Annotated in this window: 20 protein-coding genes, 2 tRNA genes and 3 rRNA genes; 8 read left to right on the top strand and 17 right to left on the bottom strand. The window is 64.2% G+C overall.

All coding sequences use genetic code 11. The features are described 5' to 3' along the window. The first annotated feature begins 108 nt into the window (after positions 1 to 108). The 5 genes from uvrC (at position 109) to EZJ19_RS00575 (ending at position 5,111) form a co-directional block, all read left to right on the top strand. Positions 109 to 1,917: an excinuclease ABC subunit UvrC gene (gene uvrC / locus EZJ19_RS00595; RefSeq protein WP_131444361.1), complete on the top strand. Its 1,809-nt coding sequence runs from the start codon at positions 109 to 111 to the stop codon at positions 1,915 to 1,917. Positions 1,918 to 1,941: 24 nt separating this feature from the next. Then, on the top strand, positions 1,942 to 2,514 hold the full coding sequence (gene pgsA, locus EZJ19_RS00590; RefSeq protein ID WP_131444360.1) for a CDP-diacylglycerol--glycerol-3-phosphate 3-phosphatidyltransferase: 573 nt from the start codon (positions 1,942 to 1,944) through the stop codon (positions 2,512 to 2,514). A 5-nt stretch (positions 2,515 to 2,519) separates the two neighbouring features. After that, entirely contained in the window at positions 2,520 to 3,584 is a 1,065-nt protein-coding gene (nadA, locus tag EZJ19_RS00585; RefSeq protein ID WP_131444359.1) for a quinolinate synthase NadA, read from the top strand. A 113-nt stretch (positions 3,585 to 3,697) separates the two neighbouring features. Beyond that, on the top strand, positions 3,698 to 4,135 hold the full coding sequence (gene mscL, locus EZJ19_RS00580) for a large conductance mechanosensitive channel protein MscL (protein ID WP_131444358.1): 438 nt from the start codon (positions 3,698 to 3,700) through the stop codon (positions 4,133 to 4,135). A 19-nt stretch (positions 4,136 to 4,154) separates the two neighbouring features. Continuing rightward, entirely contained in the window at positions 4,155 to 5,111 is a 957-nt protein-coding gene (locus EZJ19_RS00575) for an OmpA family protein (RefSeq protein WP_131444357.1), read from the top strand. A 67-nt stretch (positions 5,112 to 5,178) separates the two neighbouring features. Here EZJ19_RS00575 and EZJ19_RS00570 read toward each other — a convergent pair whose 3' ends face one another. Next, positions 5,179 to 6,543, bottom strand: a complete 1,365-nt coding sequence (locus EZJ19_RS00570) for a TrpB-like pyridoxal phosphate-dependent enzyme (RefSeq protein WP_131444356.1) — start codon at positions 6,541 to 6,543, stop codon at positions 5,179 to 5,181. 136 nt (positions 6,544 to 6,679) lie between these two features. On the opposite strand from EZJ19_RS00570, the gene EZJ19_RS00565 reads away from it, so the two are divergent. Both EZJ19_RS00565 and ppdK read left to right on the top strand, forming a co-directional pair. Continuing rightward, positions 6,680 to 7,222: an NUDIX domain-containing protein gene (locus tag EZJ19_RS00565; RefSeq protein ID WP_131444355.1), complete on the top strand. Its 543-nt coding sequence runs from the start codon at positions 6,680 to 6,682 to the stop codon at positions 7,220 to 7,222. Positions 7,223 to 7,231: 9 nt separating this feature from the next. Further along, positions 7,232 to 10,003 (top strand): pyruvate, phosphate dikinase, encoded by a 2,772-nt coding sequence (ppdK, locus tag EZJ19_RS00560; protein WP_131444354.1) that lies wholly within the window; start codon positions 7,232 to 7,234, stop codon positions 10,001 to 10,003. A gap of 1 nt (position 10,004) precedes the next feature. Here the strand turns inward: ppdK and EZJ19_RS00555 are convergent, their stop codons facing one another. The 10 genes from EZJ19_RS00555 to tagH form a co-directional block, all read right to left on the bottom strand. Next, positions 10,005 to 10,457 carry a hypothetical protein gene (locus tag EZJ19_RS00555; RefSeq protein WP_131444353.1) on the bottom strand — a complete coding sequence of 151 codons (453 nt, stop codon included), beginning with the start codon at positions 10,455 to 10,457 and terminating at the stop codon, positions 10,005 to 10,007. Between the two features lie 131 nt (positions 10,458 to 10,588). Next, complete coding sequence (locus EZJ19_RS00550; RefSeq protein ID WP_131444352.1) at positions 10,589 to 10,843, bottom strand: hypothetical protein; 255 nt, start codon at positions 10,841 to 10,843, stop codon at positions 10,589 to 10,591. Continuing rightward, positions 10,843 to 11,127 carry a hypothetical protein gene (locus EZJ19_RS00545; RefSeq protein WP_131444351.1) on the bottom strand — a complete coding sequence of 95 codons (285 nt, stop codon included), beginning with the start codon at positions 11,125 to 11,127 and terminating at the stop codon, positions 10,843 to 10,845. The genes EZJ19_RS00550 and EZJ19_RS00545 overlap by 1 nt, the downstream gene beginning before the upstream one ends. 101 nt (positions 11,128 to 11,228) lie before the next feature. After that, a 5S ribosomal RNA gene (gene rrf, locus EZJ19_RS00540) occupies positions 11,229 to 11,341 on the bottom strand. 112 nt (positions 11,342 to 11,453) lie between these two features. Further along, positions 11,454 to 14,338: ribosomal RNA gene (locus EZJ19_RS00535) — 23S ribosomal RNA — on the bottom strand. Positions 14,339 to 14,553: 215 nt separating this feature from the next. After that, a tRNA-Ala gene (locus EZJ19_RS00530) sits at positions 14,554 to 14,629 on the bottom strand. Positions 14,630 to 14,637: 8 nt separating this feature from the next. Beyond that, positions 14,638 to 14,714: transfer RNA gene (locus EZJ19_RS00525), tRNA-Ile, on the bottom strand. A 56-nt stretch (positions 14,715 to 14,770) separates the two neighbouring features. Then, a 16S ribosomal RNA gene (locus EZJ19_RS00520) occupies positions 14,771 to 16,297 on the bottom strand. The 16S, 23S and 5S rRNA genes sit together here with 2 tRNA genes alongside, the layout of an rRNA operon. 446 nt (positions 16,298 to 16,743) lie before the next feature. Beyond that, positions 16,744 to 17,964: a tyrosine--tRNA ligase gene (gene tyrS, locus EZJ19_RS00515; RefSeq protein WP_131444350.1), complete on the bottom strand. Its 1,221-nt coding sequence runs from the start codon at positions 17,962 to 17,964 to the stop codon at positions 16,744 to 16,746. Then, the gene (gene tagH / locus EZJ19_RS00510) at positions 17,964 to 19,724 is read right to left on the bottom strand and encodes a type VI secretion system-associated FHA domain protein TagH (protein WP_131444349.1); all 1,761 of its coding nucleotides are present in this window, start codon (positions 19,722 to 19,724) and stop codon (positions 17,964 to 17,966) included. The genes tyrS and tagH overlap by 1 nt, the downstream gene beginning before the upstream one ends. 188 nt (positions 19,725 to 19,912) lie before the next feature. On the opposite strand from tagH, the gene EZJ19_RS00505 reads away from it, so the two are divergent. After that, positions 19,913 to 20,302 carry a DUF4280 domain-containing protein gene (locus tag EZJ19_RS00505; RefSeq protein ID WP_131444348.1) on the top strand — a complete coding sequence of 130 codons (390 nt, stop codon included), beginning with the start codon at positions 19,913 to 19,915 and terminating at the stop codon, positions 20,300 to 20,302. A gap of 7 nt (positions 20,303 to 20,309) precedes the next feature. Here EZJ19_RS00505 and EZJ19_RS00500 read toward each other — a convergent pair whose 3' ends face one another. The 6 genes from EZJ19_RS00500 to EZJ19_RS00475 form a co-directional block, all read right to left on the bottom strand. Continuing rightward, entirely contained in the window at positions 20,310 to 21,812 is a 1,503-nt protein-coding gene (locus EZJ19_RS00500; protein WP_131444347.1) for a type VI secretion system contractile sheath domain-containing protein, read from the bottom strand. A gap of 37 nt (positions 21,813 to 21,849) precedes the next feature. After that, a complete protein-coding gene (locus EZJ19_RS00495) occupies positions 21,850 to 22,260 on the bottom strand; it encodes a hypothetical protein (RefSeq protein ID WP_131444346.1) in 411 nt (136 codons plus the stop codon). An 82-nt stretch (positions 22,261 to 22,342) separates the two neighbouring features. Beyond that, positions 22,343 to 22,897 (bottom strand): M35 family metallo-endopeptidase, encoded by a 555-nt coding sequence (locus tag EZJ19_RS00490; RefSeq protein ID WP_131444345.1) that lies wholly within the window; start codon positions 22,895 to 22,897, stop codon positions 22,343 to 22,345. Continuing rightward, on the bottom strand, positions 22,898 to 23,647 hold the full coding sequence (locus tag EZJ19_RS00485) for a hypothetical protein (protein WP_131444344.1): 750 nt from the start codon (positions 23,645 to 23,647) through the stop codon (positions 22,898 to 22,900). It lies immediately after the preceding gene. Between the two features lie 18 nt (positions 23,648 to 23,665). After that, a complete protein-coding gene (locus tag EZJ19_RS00480; protein ID WP_131444343.1) occupies positions 23,666 to 24,211 on the bottom strand; it encodes a DUF4123 domain-containing protein in 546 nt (181 codons plus the stop codon). Then, a complete protein-coding gene (locus tag EZJ19_RS00475) occupies positions 24,212 to 26,293 on the bottom strand; it encodes a type VI secretion system Vgr family protein (protein ID WP_131444342.1) in 2,082 nt (693 codons plus the stop codon). It abuts the gene before it with no gap. Positions 26,294 to 26,409: the final 116 nt, after the last annotated feature.

Here is a 26,409-nt window from a genome sequence, read left to right as displayed (position 1 = left end):
TCGAACTGGTCGTCGACGGCCGGCGCGCCCGCAAGAGCGCCTGCCAGCGCGAACCGGGCACCTGGGTGCTGCGCTGAGCCGGCGCCGGTCGGCCGGCACCGTCCCGCCATGAGCGCTGCCGCGCCGGCCTTCGAGCCCGGCCCCGTCCTCGCCAGCCTGCCCAACCTGCCCGGCGTCTACCGGATGCTGGGCGAGGCGGGCGAGGTGCTCTACGTCGGCAAGGCGCGCAACTTGAAGAAGCGGGTCTCCAGCTACTTCCAGAAGTCCGACCAGTCGCCGCGCATCCGCCTGATGGTGCAGCAGATACGCGACATCCAGATCACCGCGACGCGTTCGGAATCCGAGGCCCTGCTGCTCGAGAACAACCTGATCAAGGGCCTCAACCCCAAGTACAACATCCTGTTCCGGGACGACAAGTCCTACCCCTGGCTGTTGCTGACCGGCCACGACTATCCCCGCCTGGCCTATTTCCGCGGCACGCCGGACAAGCGCGACCGCGCCTTCGGGCCGTTCCCGAACGCCTACGCCGTGCGCGAGAGCCTGCACATCCTGCAGAAGGTGTTCCGCCTGCGCACCTGCGAGGACAGCGTCTTCGCGAACCGCTCGCGGCCCTGCCTGCTGCACCAGATCAAGCGTTGCAGCGCGCCCTGCGTGGGCCTGGCGTCGGCCGCCGGATACGCCCGCGACGTTGAGCACGCGACCCTGTTCCTGACCGGCAAGGACGACGAGCTGATGGCCGACCTGATGGCCAAGATGGAGGCCGCCGCCGCCGAGCTGCGGTTCGAACAGGCGGCGCTCTACCGCGACCAGGTCCAGGCCTTGGCCCGGGTACGCGAGAAGCAGTTCGTCGAGAGCCGCGGCAGCCGCGACGCCGACGTCGTCGGCCTGGCCCTCAAGGCCGGCCGGGCCTGCGTCTACCTGATGATGGTGCGGGCCGGACGCAACCTGGGCGGCAAGGCCTTCTTCCCGAGCAATGCCGAGGAGGCGGAGCCGGGCCAGGTCCTCGAAGCCTTCCTGTCCCAGCACTACGCCGGCCGCGCGGCACCGGCCCTGGTGGTGACCGGCACCGAGGTCGATGGCATGGCGGAATGCCTGTCCGAAGAGGCCGGCTACAAGGTCCAGGTGGCCGACAACCCGATCGGCGAGCGGCGCAACTGGCTGCGCATGGCCGAACACAATGCCGAGCTGGCCCTGATCGCCCGCGAGGGCCGGCGCGCCGACCAGGAGCAGCGCCTGGCCGCCCTCAACGAGGCACTCGGCGAGACCGATATCCAGCGCATCGAGTGTTTCGACGTCAGCCACACCATGGGCGAGGCGACCGTCGTGTCCTGCGTGGTCTACGACCAGGGCGGCATGCGTGCGGCCGAGTATCGCCGCTTCAACATCGACACCCCGACCCCGGGCGACGACTACTACGCCATGCGCGAGGCCCTGGGCCGGCGTTACGCCCGCCTGGCCGAGGGCGAGGGCAAGTTGCCCGACCTGCTCCTGATCGACGGCGGCCGCGGCCAGCTCAACGTCGCCCTCGACGTGCTCGGCGAACTGGGCATCGACCGCGTCGCCCTGCTCGGCGTCGCCAAGGGCGAGGAGCGCAAGCCCGGCCTGGAGCAGCTCATCCTGCCGGACGAGAAGGAGCCCCTGCGCCTGCCCGCCGACCATCCGGCCCTGCACCTGATCCAGGAGGTGCGCGACGAGGCGCACCGCTTCGCGATCACGGGCCATCGCGCCAAGCGGGCCAAGAAACGCACCGCCTCGAGCCTGGAAGAGATCTCGGGCATCGGCCCGAAGCGGCGCCAGCGCCTGTTGCAGACCTTCGGCGGCCTGCGCGGCGTGCAGTCGGCCGGGATCGAGGAACTGGCCCAGGTCGAGGGGATCAGCCGGGAACTGGCGGAAAAGTTGTATCGGGCATTACACTGACGCCATCCTTCGTAGATCCCGCGCATGTTCTCCAACCTGCCCAACTCACTGACCTGGCTGCGCATCCTGCTGATCCCGCTTTTCGTCGCGGTGTTCTACCTGCCTGACGGCTGGCTGCCCGGGCACCTGATCAACCTCATCGCGACCGGGCTGTTCGCGCTCGCCTCGGTGACCGACTGGCTGGACGGCTACCTGGCGCGCCGGCTCAACCAGACCTCGGCCTTCGGCGCCTTCCTGGACCCCGTCGCCGACAAGCTGATGGTGGCCGCGGCCCTGATCGTCCTGGTCGACCTCGACCGGGCCGGCATCGCCGCCTCGCTGATCATCGTCGGCCGCGAGATCGCCATCTCGGCCTTGCGCGAGTGGATGGCCAAGGAGGGCAAGTCGGGCAGCGTGGCCGTCTCCTTCATCGGCAAGCTGAAGACCACCGCCCAGATGATCTCCCTGCTGCTCCTGCTTTTCCACGACCCGCTGCTCGGCCTGGACTGCCAATGGCTGGGCCGCTGGCTGCTCGACATCGCCGCCTTCCTGACCCTGTGGTCCATGTCGCACTATCTGCTCATGGCCTGGCGGGCCATGAAGGACCAACCCGCCTGACCGCCATGACCAGCCGCCCGATCGCCGCCCGCCCCGTCGCCGACGTCCCGCCCGTTATCGAGGAGTCCCTGTCGGACGCCGAACGGGCCGACCTCAAGGCGCGCATCTGGCAGCGGATGCGCGAACAGGACGCCATCCTGCTCGCCCACTACTACACGGCCGCGGACCTCCAGAACCTCGCCGTTGAGACCGGCGGCTGCGTCGCCGACTCGCTCGAGATGGCCCGCTTCGGCCACGCCGCCTCGGCCAAGACCCTGCTGGTCGCCGGCGTCCGCTTCATGGGCGAGACGGCCAAGATACTGAACCCCGAAAAACGCGTCCTGATGCCGGACCTGCGTGCCGAATGCTCGCTCGACCTGTCCTGCCCGGCCGACGATTTCGCCGCCTTCTGCGACCAGCATCCGGACCGCACCGTGGTGGTGTACGCCAACACCTCCGCCGCGGTGAAGGCACGCGCCGACTGGATGGTGACGTCGAGCATCGCCGTGCCGGTGGTGCGCCACCTGGCCGAGCGGGGCGAGAAGATACTCTGGGCGCCCGACCGTTACCTGGGTGACTACGTGCAGCGCACCACGGGTGCCGACATGGTGCTCTGGCAGGGGTCCTGCGTGGTACACGAACGTTTCAAGGCCGACGGCATCCGGGAACTCAAGCGGGAACATCCGGAAGCCGCCGTGCTGGTGCATCCGGAGTCGCCCGCGGAGGTGATCGCCCTGGCCGACGTGGTCGGCTCCACCACGCAACTGATCAACGCCGTGCGCGACCTGGCCAATCCGACCTGCATCGTCGCCACGGACAACGGCATCTTCCACCGGATGCACGAGGTCGCGCCCGGCAAGCTCCTGCTCGAGGCCCCGACCGGCGGGCGCGGCGCCACCTGCGTGTCCTGCGCGCATTGCCCGTGGATGGCGATGAACGGCCTGCGCAACCTGCTCGACGTCCTGGAGAGCGGCACCAACGAGATCCATGTCGACCCGGCCATCGGCGCCCGGGCCGTCCGTTCCATCTCGCGCATGCTCGACTTCGCGGCTGGCCGCCAGGTCGACGTGCGCGGCCAAAGCGGCGACTGACCGCTGTACGAATATTTCGGCCGTCCTTGGTTGCTTATTACCAGGCGGGGCGGCCGGGCACCGTACTAACATGTGCGGGCCGCACCGACCGTGACGAGAGAGGAGCCGCAGACATGAGCATCATCCAGGAATTCAAACAATTCGCCGTGCGCGGCAACGTGATCGACATGGCGGTCGGTGTCATCATCGGCGGCGCGTTCGGCAAGATCGTCAGCTCCCTGGTCCAGGACGTGGTCATGCCGCCGATCGGCTACATCCTCGGTGGCGTCAACTTCAAGAGTCTATACTTCGACCTCAGCGGCGGCAGCTACGAGACCCTGGAGGCGGCGGAAAAAGCCGGCGCGCCGATCATCAAGTACGGCACCTTCCTGAACACCCTGATCGATTTCGCCATCATCGCCTTCGTCATCTTCATGGCGGTGAAGGCCATCAATCGTCTCAAGCATGACGAACCGGCCGCCCCCGCGGAACCGCCGCCGACGCCGACGCCGACGCCGACGCCGGAAGACATAACCCTGTTGCGGGAAATCCGCGACGCCCTGAAAAAGTGACTACTGATTGGAGATCGCTATGCACCTGCCCTTGTACACCGCTTTGACCGCTGCCCTGCTTGCCGCCGGCATGACCGGCGCCCAGGCCGCCGGCCCTTACTATGATCCGAGCAATGCCGCCAGCCCGACCAAGTACACCACGGACTACGAGCTGTACCGCACCATCGGCTGCCCGGGCAAGCAACTGCTGGACGCCGCCTGCAAGATCATGACCCCCGCTGCCGCCCCGGCCCCGGCTGCGCCCGCTCCGGTCGCCGCCGCCCCGGCCGCTCCGGTCGACAGCGACAAGGATGGCGTCACCGACGACAAGGACCAGTGCCCGAACACCCCGGCCGGCCGCAAGGTCGACGCCAAGGGCTGTGAACTCGACAGCGACGGCGACGGCGTCGTCGACGGCCTCGACAAGTGCCCCGACACCCCGGCCGGCCGCAAGGTCGATACCCGCGGCTGTGAGCTCGACAGCGACGGCGACGGCGTCGTCGACGGCCTCGACCAGTGCCCGAACACCCCGGCCGGCCGCAAGGTCGATGCCAAGGGCTGCGAACTCGACAGCGACGGCGACGGCGTCGTCGACGGCCTCGACCAGTGCCCGAACACCCCGGCCGGCGACAAGGTCGACAACAAGGGTTGCACCCTGCTCAACACCATCGTGCTGAAGGGCGTCAACTTCGACAACGACTCCGCCAAGCTGCGTACCGACGCCTTCCCGATCCTGGACGACGCCGTGACGACCATGAAGCGCTACCCGACCATGAAGGTGGAAGTGGCCGGCCACACCGACAGCAACAGCAGCGATGCCTACAACCTGAAGCTGTCCGACCGCCGGGCCAAGGCCGTGATGGATTACTTCGTCAGCCACGGCGTCGATGCCGCCAACCTGACCTCCAAGGGCTATGGCGAGAGCGAGCCGATCGCCGACAACAAGACGGCTGCCGGTCGTGCCGAAAACCGTCGCGTGGAACTGCGCATCCAGTAATCCTCACGGACGCGCCACAAGCAAAAGGCCGCACCCTCGGGTGCGGCCTTTTTGCTTGGCCCGTCGCTCAGCCGAACTTGGGCAGGTGCTCCAGTGCGGCGTGGATGGCCTCTTCCGGATACACGTAATCCTCCAGTTCGCCGGCGAAGTACTTGTCGTACGAGGCCATGTCGAAATGGCCGTGGCCGGACAGGTTGAAGAACAGCGTCTTCGGCTCGCCGGTCGCCTTGCAGCGCAGCGCTTCGTCGATGCAGGCGCGGATGGCGTGGCAGGATTCCGGCGCCGCGATGATGCCCTCGGCCTGGGCGAACTGCACCCCGGCCTCGAAGGTGGCCAGCTGCGGAACCGCGATGGCCTCGATCAGGCCGTCATGCAGCAGATGCGAAACCAGGGTCGAATCGCCGTGGTAACGCAGGCCCCCGGCATGGATGCCGGGCGGCATGAAGTCGTGGCCGAGCGTGTACATGAGCATCAGCGGGGTGTAGCCGGAGGCATCGCCGTAGTCGTAGGTGAACACGCCCTTGGTCAAGGTCGGGCAGGAGGTCGGCTCGACGGCAACCAGGCGGATATTCTGCGCCCGCTTCTCGCCGGCCGCCTTGTCGGCGAAGAACGGGAATGCGGCGCCGGCGAAATTGGAACCGCCACCGCAAGCGGCGAACACCATGTCGGGGTAGTCGCCGACCTTCTCGAACTGCTTCTTGGCCTCCTGGCCGATGATGGTCTGGTGCAGGCAGACGTGGTTGAGCACCGAGCCCAGGGCGTAGTTGGTATCGGGACGCGAGGCCGCTTCCTCGACCGCCTCCGAGATGGCGACGCCCAGGCTGCCGGGCGAATTCGGGTCCTGGGCCAGGACGTTGCGGCCGGCCTGGGTCATGTCGGTCGGACTGGCATACACCTCGGCGCCCCAGGTATGCATCATGGAACGGCGGAAGGGCTTCTGGTCGTAGCTGACCTTGACCATGTAGACGCGGACGTCCAAGCCGAACATCTTCCCGGCCAGGGCCATCGAGGATCCCCACTGGCCGGCGCCGGTCTCGGTGGCGATGCGCTTGATGCCCGCCTCCTTGTTGTAATAGGCCTGCGGGATGGCGGTATTGGGCTTGTGCGAACCCGCCGGCGACACCCCCTCGTGCTTGTAGTAGATCTTGGCCGGCGTCCCCAGCATGCGCTCCAGGCGGTGGGCTCGGAACAGCGGACTCGGCCGCCACATGCGATAGGCCTCGCGCACCGGTTCGGGAATCGGAATCCAGCGCTCGCCCGACATTTCCTGTTCGAGCAGGGACATCGGGAAGATGGCCAACAGCTTGTCCGGGCCCACCGGCTGGCCATCCGGCCCGAGCGGCGGCGCCGGCTTGTTGGGCATGTCCGCGACCACGTTGTACCAATGGGTGGGGATGTCGCGCTCTTCCAGCAGGATCTTGGTATCGGGCATAGAATTCTCCTTGACAGTGAATGTCCCGGACCGGCCCTCCCCCGGGTCGGCGCGCGGGCGCAAGCGACATGCTAACGCCGTAACCGGGGCGCCGTCAGCCACGGCTATACTGTTATTTTTAGCGACGCCCCCTGCCATGCCCGCGGACCTCACCGAACACACCCTGGACTCCACCACCGTCTACCAGGGGCGTCTGCTGCACGCCAAGCTCGACCGCGTCCGCCTGCCCGACGGCAGCGAATCAACCCGGGAATACCTGGTGCACCCCGGTGCGGCCGTGATCCTGCCGATCTTCGACAACGGCGACATCCTGCTCGAGCGCCAGCACCGCTACCCGCTACGGCGCGACTTCCTGGAACTGCCGGCCGGCAAATTCGACCCGGGCGAGACGGAGTTGGCCTGCGCCCAGCGCGAGTTGCTCGAGGAGACCGGCTACGTCGCCGAGACCTGGCGCTACATCAACACCCAATATCCCTGCATCGGCTACTCGGACGAGCGCCTGGTGTTCTTCCTGGCGCGCACCCTGCGCCACGAGGGCGACAAGCTCGACCACGACGAATTTCTGGAAATACTGCGCGTGCCTTTCGTGGCCGCCCTCGAAATGGTGAGGGACGGCCGCATCAACGAGGGCAAGACAGTCATGGGCCTGCTCTGGTGGGCCAATTTTGGTGATCGATAAGGAGTGACAATGAGCCAGAAATGGATCTACGCCTTCTCGGAAGGCGACGGGAAAAACAAGAAATTACTCGGCGGCAAGGGCGCCAACCTGTGCGAGATGACCCAGATCGGCCTGAACGTGCCGCCCGGTTTCGTGATCACCACGGAGGCCTGCCTGGCCTGCCTGGAAGATCCCGAGCGGCGGCTGCCCGACGGTGTCCTGGACCAGGTGCGCCTGCACATGGCCGCAGTCGAGGAAAAGACCGGCAAGACCTTTGGCGGCCGCGCCAATCCGCTCCTGGTTTCGGTGCGCTCCGGCTCGGCCATGTCCATGCCGGGCATGATGGATACCATCCTGAACCTGGGTCTCAACCAGGACACCCTGCAGGGCCTGATCGCACAGACCGGCAACGAGCGCTTCGGCTACGACGCCTACCGGCGCTTCATCCAGTTGTTCGGCAAGGTGGCCCTGGGCGTGCCGGACGAGGAGTTCGATGCCGAATTCGACGCCGTCAAGGCCGACGCCGGGGTCAAGCATGACGTGGGCCTGTCCGCCGCGCACCTGGCCGACATCGCCGACCGCTTCCTCAAGGTGGTCGAACGGGTCACCGGCAAGCCGTTCCCGGCCGATCCCTACGAGCAGCTCACCATCGCCATCAAGGCGGTGTTCAACTCCTGGCTGGGCAAGCGCGCCGTGGACTACCGGCGCGAGTTCAAGATCACCTCGGAGATGGCCAACGGCACGGCGGTCAACGTCGTCGCCATGGTGTTCGGCAACATGGGCGACGACTCCGCCACCGGCGTCGGCTTCACCCGCGACCCCGGCACCGGCGAGAACGTCATGTTCGGCGAGTATCTGGTCAACGCCCAGGGCGAGGACGTCGTGGCCGGCATCCGCACGCCCAAGCCGGTGGCCGAGATGGAACGCGAGATGCCCGAGCTGTACCGCCAGCTGGTCGAGCTGCGCAACCGCCTCGAAGCCCACTACAGGGAAGTCCAGGACTACGAATACACGATCGAGAAGGGCGTCCTCTACTGCCTGCAGACCCGCAACGGCAAGATGAACGCCACCGCGCTGGTGCGCACCTCGGTGGAAATGGTCCAGGAAGGCCTGATCGACAAGCGCCAGGGGCTGTTGCGCATCCAGCCCGAGATGCTCGAGCAGTTGCTGTTCCCGCGCCTGGACCCCAAGGCCGGCGGCAAGCCCGTGGCACGCGGCCTACCCGCCTCGCCGGGCGCGGCCTCCGGTATCGCCGTGTTCGACGCCGACCGGGCCGAGAAGATGGGTCGGGCCGGCGAGAAGGTGATCCTGGTGCGTGAAGAGACCAAGCCGGAAGACATCCACGGCTTCTTCGCCTCCCAAGGCATCCTGACCAGCCGGGGCGGCAAGACCTCGCACGCCGCCGTGGTCGCGCGCGGCATGGGCAAGCCCTGCGTGGCCGGCGCCGAGGGCATCCATGTCGACGTCCACACCCGCCAGGCCGTGGTTGGCGACCAGGTGTTCGGCGAGGGCGCCGTCATCACCATCGACGGTACCACGGGCCACGTCTACGTCGGCGAGGTGGCGATGATCGAGGCCGATTTCTCGGACGAGCTTGCCACGCTCCTGTCCTGGGCCGACGAGACCGCCATGCTGAAGGTGATGGCCAACGCCGACACGCCACGCGACGCCGAGCGGGCGCTGAAGTTTGGCGCCATGGGTATCGGCCTGTGCCGTACGGAACGGATGTTCAACGCGGTCGAACGGCTGCCCATCGTCGTCGAGATGATTGTCGCCGAGACGCCGGCCGATCGCCAGGCCGCGCTCAACAAGCTGTTGCCCATCCAGCGCGAGGACTTCGTCGGCATCTTCAAGGTGATGTCGCCGCGGCCGGTGACCGTGCGCCTGCTCGACCCGCCGATCCACGAATTCCTGCCCTCCGAGAACCAGTTGGTCGAGGAACTCGACCGCCTGCGCCATCTGCGCGACACCGTGCTCGGGATGCAGGTCCTGCACGACGCCGTCGACTTCATGTACCGGACCCGCGACACCCATCCGGAAGTGCCGCTGCAGGCCGACCCCGCCCTGGTCGATGAAGCGATCCAGAAAAAGGAGGCCATGCTCAAGAAGGTGCGCGCCCTGTTCGAGGTCAACCCGATGCTCGGCCACCGCGGCGTGCGCCTGGGCCTGACCTATCCCGAGATCTATTCGATGCAGATTCGCGGCATCCTGGAAGCTGCGGCGGAGTGCCAGAAGGCGGGCATCGAGGTGCATCCGGAAATCATGGTGCCGCAGGTGTGCACGGCCCAGGAACTCAAGAAGGTGAAGTCATGGGTCGAGGCCATCCAGGCCGACGTCGAGAAGACAAGCGGCGTCACGCTCTCCTTCAAGTTCGGCTCAATGCTGGAGGTGGTGCGTGCCTGCATGCGGGCAGAGAACCTGGCGGAGGAGGCCGAGTTCTTCTCGTTCGGTACCAACGACCTCACCCAGGCCACCTTCTCCTTCTCGCGCGAAGACGCCGAGAACAAGTTCCTTCCCATGTATAACCAGAGCCACATCCTGCAGGACAACCCGTTCGAGGTCCTGGACGAGAAGGGGGTCGGCCGGCTTATGGAACTGGCCGTGAACTGGGGTCGGGTAGCCCGACCAGGCATGAAGATCGGCATCTGCGGCGAGCACGGCGGCCATCCGCAATCAATCCGCTTCTGCCACCGGGTGGGGCTGTCCTATGTATCCTGCTCCGGACCGCGGGTGCCGATCGCCCGCCTCGCCGCCGCGCAGGCGGCGCTCACGGCGACGGAGGCAGGCGGACAGGCGCTCTGACTTAACGATACGCGTACCAGGGCGGACGGAAATCGTTCCGCTCCTGGGCGTCGTGCTTTTCCCGCCAGATGTTGCGGCTGGCGTCTTCCAGCTCATTCATCAGGCGCTGGCGCTCTTTCGGCGCGAGCCGGGCATCCGCCATGTATTTGGATTGCATGCGCTCGATGTTCCTCTGCTCGGCCAGCAAACGCGCGGCCTCCTTCTGGGTCAACTCGCCGCTCCGGATGCCCTGCTCGATCCGGGCCCGTTGCTGGGCCTGCATCTGGTCAACGTAGCGCATGGTCCTGGCATCGTTGTAGCGGTAGTCGAAACGTTCGTTCGCCTGGTAGGCGGGCGCACGGCCGGGGTTGCCGTAGTAGCCGTAGCCGCCATCCGCAACGGCGCTGCCGGCGACGAAGGTGGCGCTCAGCAGGGTGCTGGCGATGAGGGTCTTGACGAGATTGCTGGCTTTCATGACTTGCTCCTTTGGGCTCATGCCACGCTGCGAATTCACCGTGGTTGATGCCACTTTAAGAGCCGCCGGTTAGCCAGCGGTTGCCACCGGGTTGCAAACTGTAAGCGTTTGTTACCGCCCCGACGCGGCCGTCAATCCAGCCAGCGCAACAGGTAAAAGAGATAGAAACCTTCGGAGGATCGCGACGGACCGCTGGCAATCGCCGCATGGTAGCCGTCATCCGGGCGGGCAGCCGCACGGGCCGAGTGCTCATCCGGATAGGTGGTCACGCAATTGTCCGGGAATCGCTTGCGGTTGCGCCCACCCGGCGCGTAGACGACGACCGGGCCGGTGCGCACGATGCCGCCGCCGTCCACGCCGACCAGGTCGGTGATGGCTTCGGCCATCAATGGTCCTTGCGACCAGCCGGGCTCAGGAACTGCATGACCTCCGCCGTCGGCGGCTCGTCGACGAAACGCGGCCGTTCGTTGCGGGACAGACCGAGCGCCTCGGCCAGTTCGGCCTCGCGGGTGGAGATCAGACCCAGACACATGCGGATGTTCTCCACCGTGGCCTCCGTCAGCGGGCTCGGCTGACCGTCGCGCGGCGCGCAATCGCGCACGATCGAGGTCAGGGTCTTGCGCATTGCGCGCATGATTTGCTGCTCTTTGGAAAGTTCTTGTTGGTCCACGACACTACTCCTCTCGAAAACGATTCGAGATTGTAAACGGTTGTCGTAAGGCGCGGCCCAAATAAAAAAGCCCACCGTGGGGTGGGCTTTTTGGGATAGGAGTCTGGCGATGACCTACTTTCACACCTGTAGAGGCACTATCATCGGCGCTGGAGCGTTTCACGGTCCTGTTCGGGAAGGGAAGGGGTGGTACCACTCCGCTATGTTCGCCAGACATAACTGTTAGCCCGGGTGTTCTTGAACACCCGGACGATGTTCTTGTCTGTAACTGATCGAGAAGAAGAAGTTCCTGGGCAGATTGCTGCCTTGAATGTATTCAAGGTTATAGGGTCAAGCCGTACGGGCAATTAGTATTGGTTAGCTTAACGCGTTACCGCGCTTCCACACCCAACCTATCAACGTTGTAGTCTTCAACGACCCTTCAAGGGGATCAAGTCCCCGGGAGATCTCATCTTCAGGCGAGTTTCACGCTTAGATGCTTTCAGCGTTTATCTCTTCCGCATTTAGCTACCCGGCGATACCACTGGCGTGATAACCGGTACACCAGAGATGCGTCCACTCCGGTCCTCTCGTACTAGGAGCAGCCCCCGTCAAATCTCCAACGCCCACGGCAGATAGGGACCAAACTGTCTCACGACGTTTTGAACCCAGCTCACGTACCTCTTTAAATGGCGAACAGCCATACCCTTGGGACCGGCTACAGCCCCAGGATGAGATGAGCCGACATCGAGGTGCCAAACTCCGCCGTCGATGTGAACTCTTGGGCGGAATCAGCCTGTTATCCCCAGAGTACCTTTTATCCGTTGAGCGATGGCCCTTCCATACAGAACCACCGGATCACTTAGACCTGCTTTCGCACCTGCTCGACCTGTCTGTCTCGCAGTCAAGCTCGCTTATGCCTATGCACTATCAACACGATTTCCGACCGTGTCTAGCGAACCTTCGTGCTCCTCCGTTACGCTTTGGGAGGAGACCGCCCCAGTCAAACTGCCTACCATGCACGGTCCCCGATCCCGATTAGGGACCTAGGTTAGAACCTCAACGACACCAGGGTGGTATTTCAAGGTTGGCTCCACGATGACTGGCGTCACCGCTTCACAGCCTCCCACCTATCCTACACAAGTCCCGTCAAAGTCCAATGCAAAGCTACAGTAAAGGTTCATGGGGTCTTTCCGTCTAGCCGCGGGGAGATTGCATCTTCACAAACACTTCAATTTCGCTGAGTCTCTGGAGGAGACAGTGTGGCCATCGTTACGCCATTCGTGCGGGTCGGAACTTACCCGACAAGGAATTTCGCTACCTTAGGACCGTTATAGTTACGGCCGCCGTTTACCGGGGCTTCGATCAAGAGCTTGCACCCCATCACTTAACCTTCCGGCACCGGGCAGGCGTCACACCCTATACGTCCACTTTCGTGTTTGCAGAGTGCTGTGTTTTTGTTAAACAGTCGCAGCCACCATTTCACTGCAACCCCATCGTGCTTCAAGCGCGAGGCTCTACACACTACCGGGGCACACCTTATCCCGAAGTTACGGTGTCAATTTGCCGAGTTCCTTCTCCAGAGTTCTCTCAAGCGCCTTAGGATTCTCACCCTGCCCACCTGTGTCGGTTTGCGGTACGGTCTTCGTTAATCTGAAGCTTAGAGGCTTTTCTTGGAAGCTTAGGATCAACCACTTCGGTCTCAAAGAGACCTCGTCATCACGCCTCAGTTAAGCCCCCCGGATTTGCCTAAGGGGCACACCTACACGCTTAAACCGGGACATCCAACACCCGGCTGGCCTACCTTTCTCCGTCCCCCCATCGCAATTAACGAAGGTACAGGAATATTGACCTGTTTCCCATCAGCTACGCATCTCTGCCTCGCCTTAGGGGCCGACTCACCCTGCGCCGATGAACGTTGCGCAGGAAACCTTGGGCTTCCGGCGAACGGGCTTTTCACCCGTTTTATCGCTACTCATGTCAGCATTCGCACTTCCGATACCTCCAGCATCCCTCACAGGACACCTTCGCAGGCCTACGGAACGCTCCTCTACCACGTGTACAAAGTACACATCCCAAGCTTCGGTTCTAGACTTAGCCCCGTTACATCTTCCGCGCAAGAAGACTCGACCAGTGAGCTATTACGCTTTCTTTGAAGGGTGGCTGCTTCTAAGCCAACTTCCTGGCTGTCTATGCCTTCTCACTTCGTTTACCACTTAGTCTAGATTTGGGACCTTAGCTGTGGGTCTGGGTTGTTTCCCTCTTGACACCGGACGTTAGCACCCGATGTCTGTCTGCCGCATATCACTCTACGGTATTCGGAGTTTGCTATCGCGGGGTAGATCTAGACGACCCCCCCAACGATTACAGTGCTCTACCCCCGTAGGTGTCCGTGCGACGCACTACCTAAATAGTTTTCGAGGAGAACCAGCTATCTCCGGATTTGTTTAGCCTTTCACCCCTATCCACAGCTCATCCCCTAGTTTTGCAACACTAGTGGGTTCGGTCCTCCAGTGCGTGTTACCGCACCTTCAACCTGGCCATGGATAGATCATCCGGTTTCGGGTCTACGCCCAGCTACTGAACGCCCTGTTCAGACTCGCTTTCGCTGCGCCTCCCCTATTCGGTTAAGCTCGCAACTGAACGTAAGTCGCTGACCCATTATACAAAAGGTACGCAGTCACCCCTTGCGAGGCTCCCACTGTTTGTATGCATGCGGTTTCAGGATCTATTTCACTCCCCTCCCGGGGTTCTTTTCGCCTTTCCCTCACGGTACTGGTTCACTATCGGTCGACAACGAGTATTTAGCCTTGGAGGATGGTCCCCCCATGTTCAGACAGGATTCCACGTGCCCCGCCCTACTTTTCGCATACTTAGACCCGCCATCTCGTTTTCGCGTACGGGGCTATCACCCACTATCGCCGGACTTTCCAGACCGTTCCGCTAACAAGATGGTTTAGATATGCAGGCTCGTCCCATTTCGCTCGCCACTACTTTGGGAATCTCGGTTGATTTCTTTTCCTCTGGCTACTTAGATGTTTCAGTTCACCAGGTTCGCTTCCGCTGACCTATGTATTCAGTCAGGGATGACCCAAAAGGGCCGGGTTTCCCCATTCGGATATCTCGGGATCAAAGCTTCGTTGCCAGCTCCCCCGAGCTTTTCGCAGGCTTGCACGTCCTTCATCGCCTGTTGTCGCCAAGGCATCCACCACATGCACTTAGTCACTTGACCCTATAACCTTGAACCCTCTTCCGAGGTTCCAACATTACAGGTTGTGTTTGTCTCGCTACGCTCGACTAAAAGCGTAACTCGACGCAATCTAACCCAGGTTTGATTCATATCTCATCAATATGAGTCAAACTTCTTCTTCCAAATTGTTAAAGATCAGCCTCTGCTCAATTGAACAGATCCAAGCAATCACGCAATCACTTGGATCTGCAAACTGATGGTGGAGGATGACGGGATCGAACCGACGACCCCCTGCTTGCAAAGCAGGTGCTCTCCCAGCTGAGCTAATCCCCCGCTTAAACTGGTGGGCCTGGCTGGATTTGAACCAGCGACCCCACGCTTATCAAGCGTGTGCTCTAACCAACTGAGCTACAAGCCCTCGGTCTGATAAAACAGCCTCTAGAAGTGTGAGCACTAAGTCAAAGCGCGCTCTAGAAAGGAGGTGATCCAGCCGCACCTTCCGATACGGCTACCTTGTTACGACTTCACCCCAGTCATGGATCACTCCGTGGTAAGCGCCCTCCTTACGGTTAGGCTACCTACTTCTGGAGCAACCTACTCCCATGGTGTGACGGGCGGTGTGTACAAGGCCCGGGAACGTATTCACCGCAGTATGCTGACCTGCGATTACTAGCGATTCCGACTTCACGTAGTCGAGTTGCAGACTACGATCCGGACTACGATCGGTTTTCTGGGATTGGCTCCCCCTCGCGGGTTGGCAACCCTCTGTACCGACCATTGTATGACGTGTGAAGCCCTACCCATAAGGGCCATGAGGACTTGACGTCATCCCCACCTTCCTCCGGTTTGTCACCGGCAGTCCCATTAGAGTGCCCTTTCGTAGCAACTAATGGCAAGGGTTGCGCTCGTTGCGGGACTTAACCCAACATCTCACGACACGAGCTGACGACAGCCATGCAGCACCTGTGTCCAGGTTCCCTTTCGGGCACCAAGCCATCTCTGGCAAGTTCCTGGCATGTCAAGGGTAGGTAAGGTTCTTCGCGTTGCATCGAATTAATCCACATCATCCACCGCTTGTGCGGGCCCCCGTCAATTCCTTTGAGTTTCAACCTTGCGGCCGTACTCCCCAGGCGGTCAACTTCACGCGTTAGCTTCGCTACTAAGTACTCTCGCACCCAACAGCTAGTTGACATCGTTTAGGGCGTGGACTACCAGGGTATCTAATCCTGTTTGCTCCCCACGCTTTCGTGCATGAGCGTCAGTGTCATCCCAGGGGGCTGCCTTCGCCATCGGTGTTCCTCCACATCTCTACGCATTTCACTGCTACACGTGGAATTCCACCCCCCTCTGACGCACTCTAGACATCCAGTTTCAAATGCAATTCCCAGGTTAAGCCCGGGGATTTCACATCTGACTTAAATATCCGCCTGCGCACGCTTTACGCCCAGTAATTCCGATTAACGCTCGCACCCTACGTATTACCGCGGCTGCTGGCACGTAGTTAGCCGGTGCTTCTTCTTACGGTACCGTCATCCACCTCAGGTATTAACCAAGGCGATTTCTTTCCGTCCGAAAGCAGTTTACAACCCGAAGGCCTTCTTCCTGCACGCGGAATGGCTGGATCAGGCTTGCGCCCATTGTCCAAAATTCCCCACTGCTGCCTCCCGTAGGAGTCTGGGCCGTGTCTCAGTCCCAGTGTGGCGGATCATCCTCTCAGACCCGCTACAGATCGTCGCCTTGGTAGGCCTTTACCCCACCAACTAGCTAATCTGACATCGGCCGCTCCAATCGCGTGAGGTCCGAAGATCCCCCACTTTCACCCTCAGGTCGTATGCGGTATTAGCTAATCTTTCGACTAGTTGTCCCCCACGACTGGGCACGTTCCGATGCATTACTCACCCGTTCGCCGCTCTCAACCCCCGAAAGGGTCTACCGCTCGACTTGCATGTGTAAAGCATTCCGCCAGCGTTCAATCTGAGCCAGGATCAAACTCTTCAGTTCAATCTTGCTACTCATTACCTACAGTTTCGTAGGCCACTCAATATCTCTCAGAATTAACTTAGAAATATGAGCATTCAGTCTACCTTTTAGCCTTCAGCCACCGCCTAAGCAGCAGCCTATGCCTCAACTCAATGCCCACACCTCTTAAAGGCTGTTCTAACTTTTTAAAGATCAGTTCGCTTTCGCGTGTCGCTACATCAACTAGCGAGAAGCGGAATTATTCGCGATTCAGTTCGCTTCGTCAACCCCCTCAGCTATTTTTTTGCTTCGGGTGACTGCCCATCGGGCCGCTTACCAAACCACAACTACCTCTTCGTTTCCTCGCTGCCGCCTTGTCTGCAGCAGCGAAGAGGGGCGCATTCTACCGAGCCGTTACCGGACGTCAACAGTTTTTTTACGATCTCGTTACGAACGCGGCACACCCCTTAGACAATCAAACACTTGCCTCAGGCGACGTGGACGCGGGCGAACTTTCGTTTGCCGACCTGGGCCACCACGGTGCTGCCCTTGGCCACGAGAAGCGCCTTGTCGGCCACCTTTTCGCCGTCCAGGCGCACGCCGCCGCCGTCGATCTGGCGCATCGCCTCGGAGGTACTGGCCACCAGGCCCGCCTGCTTGAGCAGTTGGGTCACCGGCAAGCCCGCCTGCCCGCCGTCGAGCGTCACCTCGGCAATGTCGTCGGGGATCGCGCCCTGCCGGAAGCGGGCCTCGAAGTCGGCCAGCGCCTTCTCCGCCGCGGCACGGTCATGGAAGCGGGTGATGATCTCCTGGGCCAGCGTCACCTTGATGTCGCGCGGATTGCGCCCCTCGGCCACGTCCCGCCGCCATTGCGCCATCGTGGCCAGCGACTCGAAGGAGAGCAATTCGATATAGCGCCACATGAGGTCGTCGGAGACCGACATCAGCTTGCCGAACATCTCGTTCGGCGGCTCGGCGATGCCGATGTAGTTGCCGAGCGACTTGGACATCTTCTGGACCCCGTCCAGCCCCTCCAGGATGGGCATGGTGAGCACCACCTGGGGCTCCTGGCCGTAATGCTTCTGCAACTCGCGACCGACCAGCAGGTTGAACTTCTGGTCGGTACCGCCCAGTTCGACGTCGGCCTTCATGGCGACGGAGTCGTAACCCTGGATGAGCGGGTACAGGAATTCGTGAATGGCGATCGGCTGGCCGCCGCTGTAGCGCTTGGCGAAGTCGTCCCGTTCGAGCATGCGGGCCACCGTGTGCTTGGCGGCGAGCTGGATGAGGTCGGCGGCGTTCATCTCGCCCATCCAGCTGGAGTTGAACATCACCAGCGTCTTTTCCGGGTCCAGTATCTTGTAGATCTGCTGCTCGTAGGTCTTGGCGTTCTCGATGACGTCGTCGCGCGAGAGCGGCTTGCGGGTGACGTTCTTGCCGGTCGGATCGCCGATCATGCCGGTGAAATCGCCGATCAGGAACATCACCTCGTGGCCCAGTTCCTGGAACTGGCGCAACTTGTTGATCAGCACGGTGTGGCCGAGATGGAGATCGGGCGCGGTGGGATCGAACCCGGCTTTGACGCGCAGCGGCTTGCCTCGCTTGAGCTTGGTGACCAGTTCGGCCTCGAGGAGGAGCTCCTCACAGCCGCGCTTGATGACGGCCAGGCTCTCGGCCACGGCCCCGGTGTCGTTGGTATTGGCTTGCATCAGGTCTTCTTGGTCTTCTTCAGTTGCTTGGTCTGTTCCATGTAGGCGCGCACGAATTCGCGCCCGAACAGTTTGTCGAAATGGTCCTCGGCTTCGCTTTCGATGTCCTTGTAGAACTCCGTATAGGTGTCCCACAGCTTCGCCTTGTAGAGCGCCGGCACCACGGAATCGAGTGCGCCGGCCTTCTTGATACGGGGCTCCAGGGCCTTGGGGTCGAAACGTTTCAGAACGCCCTGCAGCCCGGCCCGCATGCCGGCCATGACCGCCAGTTCATGCGCACGCATATCGTTGAATGCATCCGCCATGGCACGGGCCGGCGGCAGGAAGGCGGCATTGGGCGCACCGTAGGCGAGCAGGTAGTTGAGGGCCTCCTCGACCGTCTCGGTATGCTTGAGCGGATTGTTCTCGCGCGAGGCGATCATGGTGCGATCCTCGGCACGCAATTCCTTCTTCACCTCGGCACGCAGCAGCAGCAGGGTATGCACGCCCTCGACGGCGATGCGGAACATGCGGCCCAGTTCCAGCATGAAGGCTTCGGCGTCGTCCGGCGCCACCTTCAGGCCCGGCATGTTCAGGCCTTCGGCCAACTTGGCGAGCAGACGGTCGCCACCGGCCCCGACCGGCGCTGACGGTGCCGGCGCTGACGGTGCCGGCGCGGCCGGCGTCGGCGACGGCGACGGCGACGGCACGGCAACCTCGTCGACCGGCCAGTCGACCGGAGCGGCCGCGGCTGGGGGAGGCGGCGGTGGAGGCGCCGGCCTGGCCGGCGCCTCCACGCCCAACAGGTTGTCCAGGACCGAGAACAGGTCGTCGGCCGGCGCGCCGGCCGCCGCGGGTGGCGCCGCCGGAGCCGCTTGCGGAGCCCCGGACAGGGAACCCAACAGGTCGTCGAACATGGCGTCATCCAGCCGCCCCGGCGGCGCCGCCGGCGTAGCGGGTGCAGGCGGCGCCGTGCGCGCGCCGCCCTGGCGGCCTGGCGCGTTGAATGGCAGGTTGATGTCGTGGACGTGGTCGACGTGGCCGGCCATGCCACCGGAGCCAGGCAGGGTCGAATCCGACAGCGAGCTCGACGGGCTAGAAAGTGCCGAGTCGACATCGAGCCCCGTACCCAGGAAGCGGTCCACAGCATTCTCGTCCAGGCTCGCCGGCCGGCTGGGCGCGGGCCGGGAGGGGGCGGACGGCTTGGCGGTGCCGGATTGCAGGATGCCGAGCAGGGAATCGCCCTCGGGTACCGACGCGGCCTGCACCATGTCGGCGAGGTCGCTGCCCGCGGGCTCCGCGCCGATTCCGCCCCATACCGTGCTGGGACCGTCGTCCGGCTCATCCTCGCGGTAGAACGGATCCTGCTTGAGCGTATCCTCGCCGGGCGCCCCCCGGGGCTGAACCATGCCGTCGAACATGGCGAAGGGATCCGTGCTCCCGAAGCCACCCTGGGCAGCCGGTTCGCCATCGCTCACCTCGGCCACGAAGCCGTAGTCCCCAAGGGTCAGGACATCCCCTGCCGACAGTTCGGTCATCTGGTTGAAGCCGATGGGCGAGCCGTTGACCAGTACCGGATTGACCTTCGACAACACCTTCAAATAGAAATGGCCGTCCTGTTGGCGAATCTCGGCATGGACACGGGAGATGTAACGGTTCGGGTCCGGGAGGATCAGCGTGCAGCCCGGATTGCGGCCGATGCTCCCGCCGGCGGTACCGAAGGCGGATGACACGAGCGAGACGCCGGGCGGCGCACTGGTGGCGCGTAATATGAGCTGCATGAAAGACTGGCTGGTAAGCGAAAAATTAATTATGCAGCCCGCATCCCGGCACGTCGAGCCGGGCGCGGCGCGCGGCCGGGCTGTTGGAACAGGCGCCGCCGGCGTCTAGAATGACCAACGGCGGGTACCTCCACGGCTCCCGCCCTGGCCACGGCCAAGACTGACCAATCCATCGAGCAGGGGGTCCCATGTCCCAACAGGTATGCAACACCGCCGTACTCAAATGCACCTTCGGCCTGGGGCCCAGCATGCTGACAGTCTTGCCGACCAACAGGACGCTGACCAGCAACCAGCCGGCGGCCAACATCATGGATCACATCCCGATGACCAACATCGCGCCGTTCCCGCTTTGCAACTGTCCGGGCAACCCGGCGGTCGCGGCCGCCACCGCAGCCGCGCTCGGCACCCCGACGCCGGCAGCCTGCACGCCGGCCACGGCGGCACCCTGGATACCGGGCCAGACCACGGTACTGATCGCCAACCAGCCGGCGCTCGACACCAATTCCAAGCTGGTCTGCAGCTTCGGCGGCATGATCGAGGTCGTGGTGCCCGGGCAGTTCACCCACATGATCCCCTGACCCGCAGTCAGCCGGCCAGCACCCCGGGCAGGCCCCGCGCCGGGTCGGCCAGCGACTGCCAGCGCAGCAGCCGCGCATAATTGCGGCCCCGGAAACTGATCAGCGGCATCACGCCGCGCGCCAGGATGGCTTCGGCGGCCGAGTCGCTGAGGTAGAACTCGGCACAGGCCTGCTGGCGCGGCTCGCCATCCGCATCGCGCACCACATGACTGGGCAGGTCGGTGACGTTGAGGCGCGCCGAGACGTCCATGCCCGCCCCCTCCTCGCCCCACCCCTGGCCGACCAGCCAGGCCAGGGCATAGGCCGGATTGCCCCACAGATAACCGGCATGACCGGAACCGTCGGCCAGTTCCTCGAAGGCGAACGCTTCGACCGCTTCGCCCCCGGCCCCGTAGGGCAGGCGGACCAGCACCCGCGGCAGGGCGAGCCCGAGCCATCCGGCCGCCGGGCTGCGGCGCAGCGCCTGCCAGGCGGCCAGGGCCGGTGCGCTAGCCGGCTGCCATTGTGCGGCAGGCGCCAGGTCAGCGAGGTCGGCGACACCCAGGACGCGCGCATCGGCGCCGCCCAGCAGCGGCGCACCGACCCGGCCTGCCAAGGTGCCCAACGCCGCCAGCAGGGCGACGTCGGTGACCTCGGGACCGAAGCCGAAGTCGGCCACCAGCAGGGACCAGCGCGCCCCCTCGTCGAGCGCGGCGCCGGCGCCGCCGAGCAGCCGGGCCATGGCCGTTCCGGACAGGTCGCCGGCGGGGACCGCCAGGTCGGCGGCCAGTTCGGCCCGGCGAAGGTCCAGCACCGCCAGCCGCACGGCATTGTCGGTGTCCAGCTCGGTCGCCAGTTTCCAGACCCCCCGCCAAGCCGCCTCGAGACGCTGGAAATCGGGGTGGTGCAGGATGGCGCGCATGCGCCCGGCGATCAGCCGGTCCAGGTGCGCGTAGGCCTCGTCCCGACCGAGGGGCGCATCGGGCACGACATGGTCGGCGACCGCCTCGCGTACCAGCCGGTCCACCAACCCGGGGCTGGCCGGCTGGGCCGGTTCGGGGGCCCGGCCGAGCAGGCGGGTGAGCATGTCGCTGTCGCTCTCGGCCGGTATCCCGGCCGTTGCCGGCACCGCTCCGGCGGCGAGGCCGAGCGCCGCGGCGGCCCGGGCGAAGCTGGCCGGGTCGCCGAGCTCCTCGCGCAGGCCACGCAGGTCGGCGAAGGCGGCGGAATGTCGGAACAGGTTGTCGGGGTGGAAGTCATCCAGGCTGGCGAAGGTCAGTTCGACGCGGCGCGCCCCCCCGTCCGGATCGGCCACGGCCAGGGACAGCGCGGGGGCGAAGCGGGCCAGCACCCGCTCGGCATTGTCGACGTCGATCGACACCGGGGTGCGCGCCGCGAGGGACAACTCACGTTCGCGGTTGCCGGCCAGGTCGGCCAGGACCAGGATGCTCAGCCGCTCGTCGCCGGCGTCGGCCTCAGGCGCTTCTCCGGTACCGAATTGGAATGCGAAATCCAGACGTCCGCCAGTCATGTTGCCTCCAATGTCTTGCTGCCGGGCGCACCCGTCCTCAGGGATAGGTGAACCCGGCCGGGTTCGAAGTCAGGAACGCCAGCCCCTTCTCGTCGGGCAGGGTGTTGACCACGTCGTAACGGATCCGGTAGCGCTTGCCGGTGGTGGGAAAGGCATATTCCTTGTCGAACGGGTAGATGGTCCGCAACTCGGCACCGGGCTGCACGACGACGTAGTCGTCCGGGAATTCGGGGGCATCCCGCTTGCCCGACATTCCGATGAAAGGCACCTCCGCACCGTTCTCGTCGACCACCTCGAACAGCGCCCGGCCAGCCGGGACGTCCTCGCCCGAAAGACTGCGCTCGAGCGCGAAGGGGAGCTTGCCGGGGTTGCTGAAGCGGAGTTGGGCGTAGAGCCCGGTACCGTGCCTGACCACTTCCAGGGTGACGCTGAGGGTGTTCGGTTCCATAGTCTCGACTCGCTCGGTTGCGGCGCAGGCGGCCAGGGCGACCGCGGCCAGGGCCGCTGCGCACAGCCGCCATGGCCAGGGCCTAACTGCCACAGGCACCCTCGCAGAAGTATTCGAAATTGTCGGCGTTGGTCAGGGCCTTGTCCGGGGCGCTCTTGGCCAGGGCCTTGCTGCCGGCCGTGCCGTAGACGTGGTCCTTGGTGGCGCCGACCGAATTGAAGTGCGACATCTCGTGGCACAGCACGCCGGCCTTGGAATCGGCGCCGGTGGCCGGCGCCGACCAGAAGGCCTTGTCCACGTAGACCTTCTTGTCGTCGTTCGGATAGACGTAGGCGAAACGGTTGTCCTTGGGTGGGTCGCCGGGCGCAACGTTGTCGGCCGTATAGCCCTTGTTCAGTTCCAACATCTTGTCGACCCGGTCCTTGACCTTGTCGCGTGCGGCGTCCGAATCGCTCCCGAAGCAATCCTTGAACTTCTTCTTGTCCGCCTCGTTCCAGCGCTCCAGTTCCGCCTTGCGCGCCTCGAGCATGGTCTTCTGGTCCTTGAGTGCCTGCTCGATGGCCGCCTTCTGCGTTGCGTCCCAACCCGACTGCTTGGGGCATGAGGTGACCGGGTTGCCGGGCGCTCCGTCGCCCATTCAGCGCCCTCCCGACGGCTTGCCCGCCAGGCGGCGGGCGAACGCCTGCATGCGCGCGAGCAGGTCCGCCACCGGTAGCTCCGCCGCCGCCGGGCCGGCCAGGGCCGCCTGGAACACCGGGCTGGCGGTGGCACCCCAGCCGAACAGGTAGTCGAACTCGATCGTCAGGACGATGCGGTCCTTGGCCCGGATGCCCGCCTGCAGGCCGGCGGCGATGGTCCCCTGCATGAAGGCCTGCACGGCGGGGTAGCCGGCCGCCTGGTGTTTCTCCGGATACAGCCTGGCGAGCGTTTCCGCCAACTGGTCGGACGACTCGACCGGGCGGACGACCAGTTCGTCCACGCCCGCCGCGGCAAAGCGGCCGAGCGCCGCGGCGAGGCGTTCGCCACCGGGGCCGGCCACCTTGGCCAGGTAATCCTGGGCTCGGTCGCCCAATTCCTGCAGCCGCTTGCCGCCTTCGCCGGCGGCCTCGGGGAAGCGTCCGGCCCAGGGCAGCAGGGGATCGTCGTCGAAGGCAACGCCCAAGCGCACCATCAGGTCGAGCCAGAGCATGATCTCCGGCTCGGCGAGGTAGCCGCGCCGTTCGGCCCGGAGGCCCGCCAGGTCGGCGAGCGCGACCAGGCCCGGCTCGCCCAGCGCCGCGGCATACGCGGGAAAGAGCTGGCGCACCCGATCGACCTCCCGGCGCTTGAAGGTCGCCCGCATGGCCTGGGCGATGGCCTCGTACATGGCACTGTCGATATGTAGCACGATGTCGGCTCCGTCCGGTCAGCCGGCCGCGGGCACGACGACCTTGCCGGCCGCCAGGGCGCCTTCTTCGAGCCGGTAACTCAACAGCTCGGTAGCGCTTTCGCTCTCCGCCAGGTAGAGGTCGACCGGACCGAACATCTCGGCGAGCTGGTGCTCGCGGCAGGTGGGCAGGAAGATGCGCAGCACCCGGGGATCGTAATAGCGGAAGAACAGGTAGCGCTTGCCGGCCTCGTCGTAGACCCGGACCAGCGAGCGGAAATGGTAGCGGACCGACTGGAAGTCGAGCGGGCTGAGGGCGAAGATGCCCCAGTGCTGGCCCCAACCGGCTTCCAGCAGCCAGTCGGTGAAGGGGGCGTCCGGCTCGAGCTGTACCAGGTAGGGCGCCACCTCGAGCATGTCCGGGGTCAGGGTCCCGGGCAACAGGCATTCGAAATGGGCCGGCGCCTGCTCGCCGTGCAGCTGCACGAGCAGGGCGGGGATGGCCGCGCCGTCCAGGATGGCGTAGACGTTCGCCCCTTCCGGCAGGAACAGTTCCCGTTTCATGAAGTCGCTGTGACGTGCCATTTAGAGCCCCGCGCAGACTTCGCAGAACGGCGTGCCGCTGGCCGAAGCGTCCTTGAATGCCGCCGCCTGGGACGAGTATTTGACCGCCTGCGGTGGCACGCGCTCCGGCAACTCGGACTGCTTGTCGCTGTAGATGTCCTCGAGCTCGCGCGGCGGGTCCGGCGCCTTGGGCGTGGCCCCGGCGCCGCTGCCCGCGCTGCCGCCGCTGTTGATCTTGACCATCGGCCCCGAGATGTCGACACCGCTCGGACCGATGTTGACGAAGCTGCCGCCCACCTTCAACGACATGGAGGTCCCCGCCTCGATCACCAGGGTGGTGCCGGCCTTCAGGTGGATGGCCTGCCCGGCCTTGAGGTTGTAACCCTGGCCGACCTCGTGCTGATGGTTCTGGTCGACCTTCAGCGACAGTTCGCCGGTGACCTCGGAGTTGAAGTCCCCCTTGCTCTTGTCGTGGCGGTCGCCGCCGGTTTCCTCGAAACGCTTCTGGTCGATCTTGAGGTGGTATTCGTTCTTGGTCCACTCGACGCGGTCGTTCTTGACCAGGGTGAGATAGTCCTTCTCGGCCTGGATGAAGATGTGTTCGTCGCCCTTCTTGTCCTCGAAGCGCAGTTCGTTGTAGTTCTCCGCCGTGCCATCCGGCGAACTGCGACTGACCAGGGTGGTGACGGTGTTGCGGTCCGGCAAGGCATACGGCGGCGGCTGGTCGGCGTTGTAGACCCGGCCGGTGATGATCGGCTGGTCCGGGTCGCCTTCCAGGAATCCGACGATCACCTCCTGGCCGATGCGCGGCAGGGCCAAGCCCCCCCAGGCCTTGCCCGCCCAGACCTGCGATACCCGTATCCAGCACGAGCTGTCCTCGTCGGACTTGCCATAGCGGTCCCAATGGAACTGGACCTTCACCCGGGCGTACTCGTCGGTGTGTATCTCGTCGCCGTCCGGGCCGACCACGATAGCCGTCTGCGGCCCCTGGACGATGGGCTTGGGGGTCATGCGCTCGGGCCGGAAACTGACCTCGCCCTTCGGCATGGCGTTGAAACTGCAGCGGAAGTCCAGCGGGCTGCCGCCCGAGGAGGTGGTCGCATCCACCGCCTGGAAGTTGCTCGACGTGACCAGGTATTCCCGGTTCTGGGCACCGACGGGATGTTCCTCCAAGGTGAACAGCGCCCCGACGTCGAGCCCGTGGAAGCGGGTGGCGCCGCGGCAGATCTCGTACTGGCACTGCAACTCGTGGATGCGCACCTGGGCATAGTGCTCGCCGTCCGACCCCTCCACGTATTCGCCCGGATAATCGAACATCTCGAATCCGGACATGTCGTGCTCGCGCGTGACGTCCTTGGCCTTGCCGAGGTCGGCACGCGGTTTCGTGAAGTCGAAATCGTCGACGGCATAGCGGCCGGGCTGGATCGCCACGGTGCTGTCCCAACGGGTGATGTAGTAGTCGCCCGACACCCCCTCGACCGGGGTGGCGTTGTAGACCAGCGCCTTGCCGAGCCGGTTGGCCTCATGGCTGCCGAGGTCGTCCACCAGAACCATGACGTGTTTGCCGTCCTCGTGCTTGAAGTAGTAGTAGATGCCCTCCTGTTCCATCAGACGGCTGATGAAGTTGAAGTCGCTCTCCCGATACTGCACGCAGTATTCCCAGGGCGCGTAGCTGCCGTTCAGGTTGACCTCGTAGCTGGATATCTCCGCATACGGCGTGCGGTCCATCACCTGCTTGATGATGGCCGGCACATCCATGTTCTGGAAGATCTGGCAGGTCGACGAGCGGCTCAGGAACCAGGCCCAGGGCCGCACCGTCATGGCGTAGGAGTAGCCCTCCTCGGCGTCGTACCCGGTCGTCGACAGCTGGCCGAACAGGGCGAAGCGGGTGACGTAGCCGTTGATGAAACGCGCCGTCGAGCCCTCCGGGGCGATCTTCAACGTGACGTTCTTGCCCAGGATGTCCTTGGCGGTGATGTTGCCGTTCTTGCTGATCAGATCGACCTGATACTCGCTCAGACGGCCCAGTTCCTCCCGGCCACTCACGCCGCGGACGGTGAAGCCGTCCGTTAGGGGCGTGGCAATCTCGAGCATATGGGGCATATTCGACTCCTCAGTCCTGACCACCCGGTGCGACGGCCGGTTCTTCTGCGCGCAGTATAGCCCGCCCGGCCGCGCTCGACCCGGCCGCCGTCACCGTCCTGCCCACATTCGACCCG

Origin of the sequence: Parasulfuritortus cantonensis (assembly GCF_004337445.1) — a bacterium.
In the GTDB taxonomy this organism is placed as follows: domain Bacteria; phylum Pseudomonadota; class Gammaproteobacteria; order Burkholderiales; family Thiobacillaceae; genus Parasulfuritortus; species Parasulfuritortus cantonensis.
This window is presented reverse-complemented; position numbering and strand designations above follow the sequence as displayed.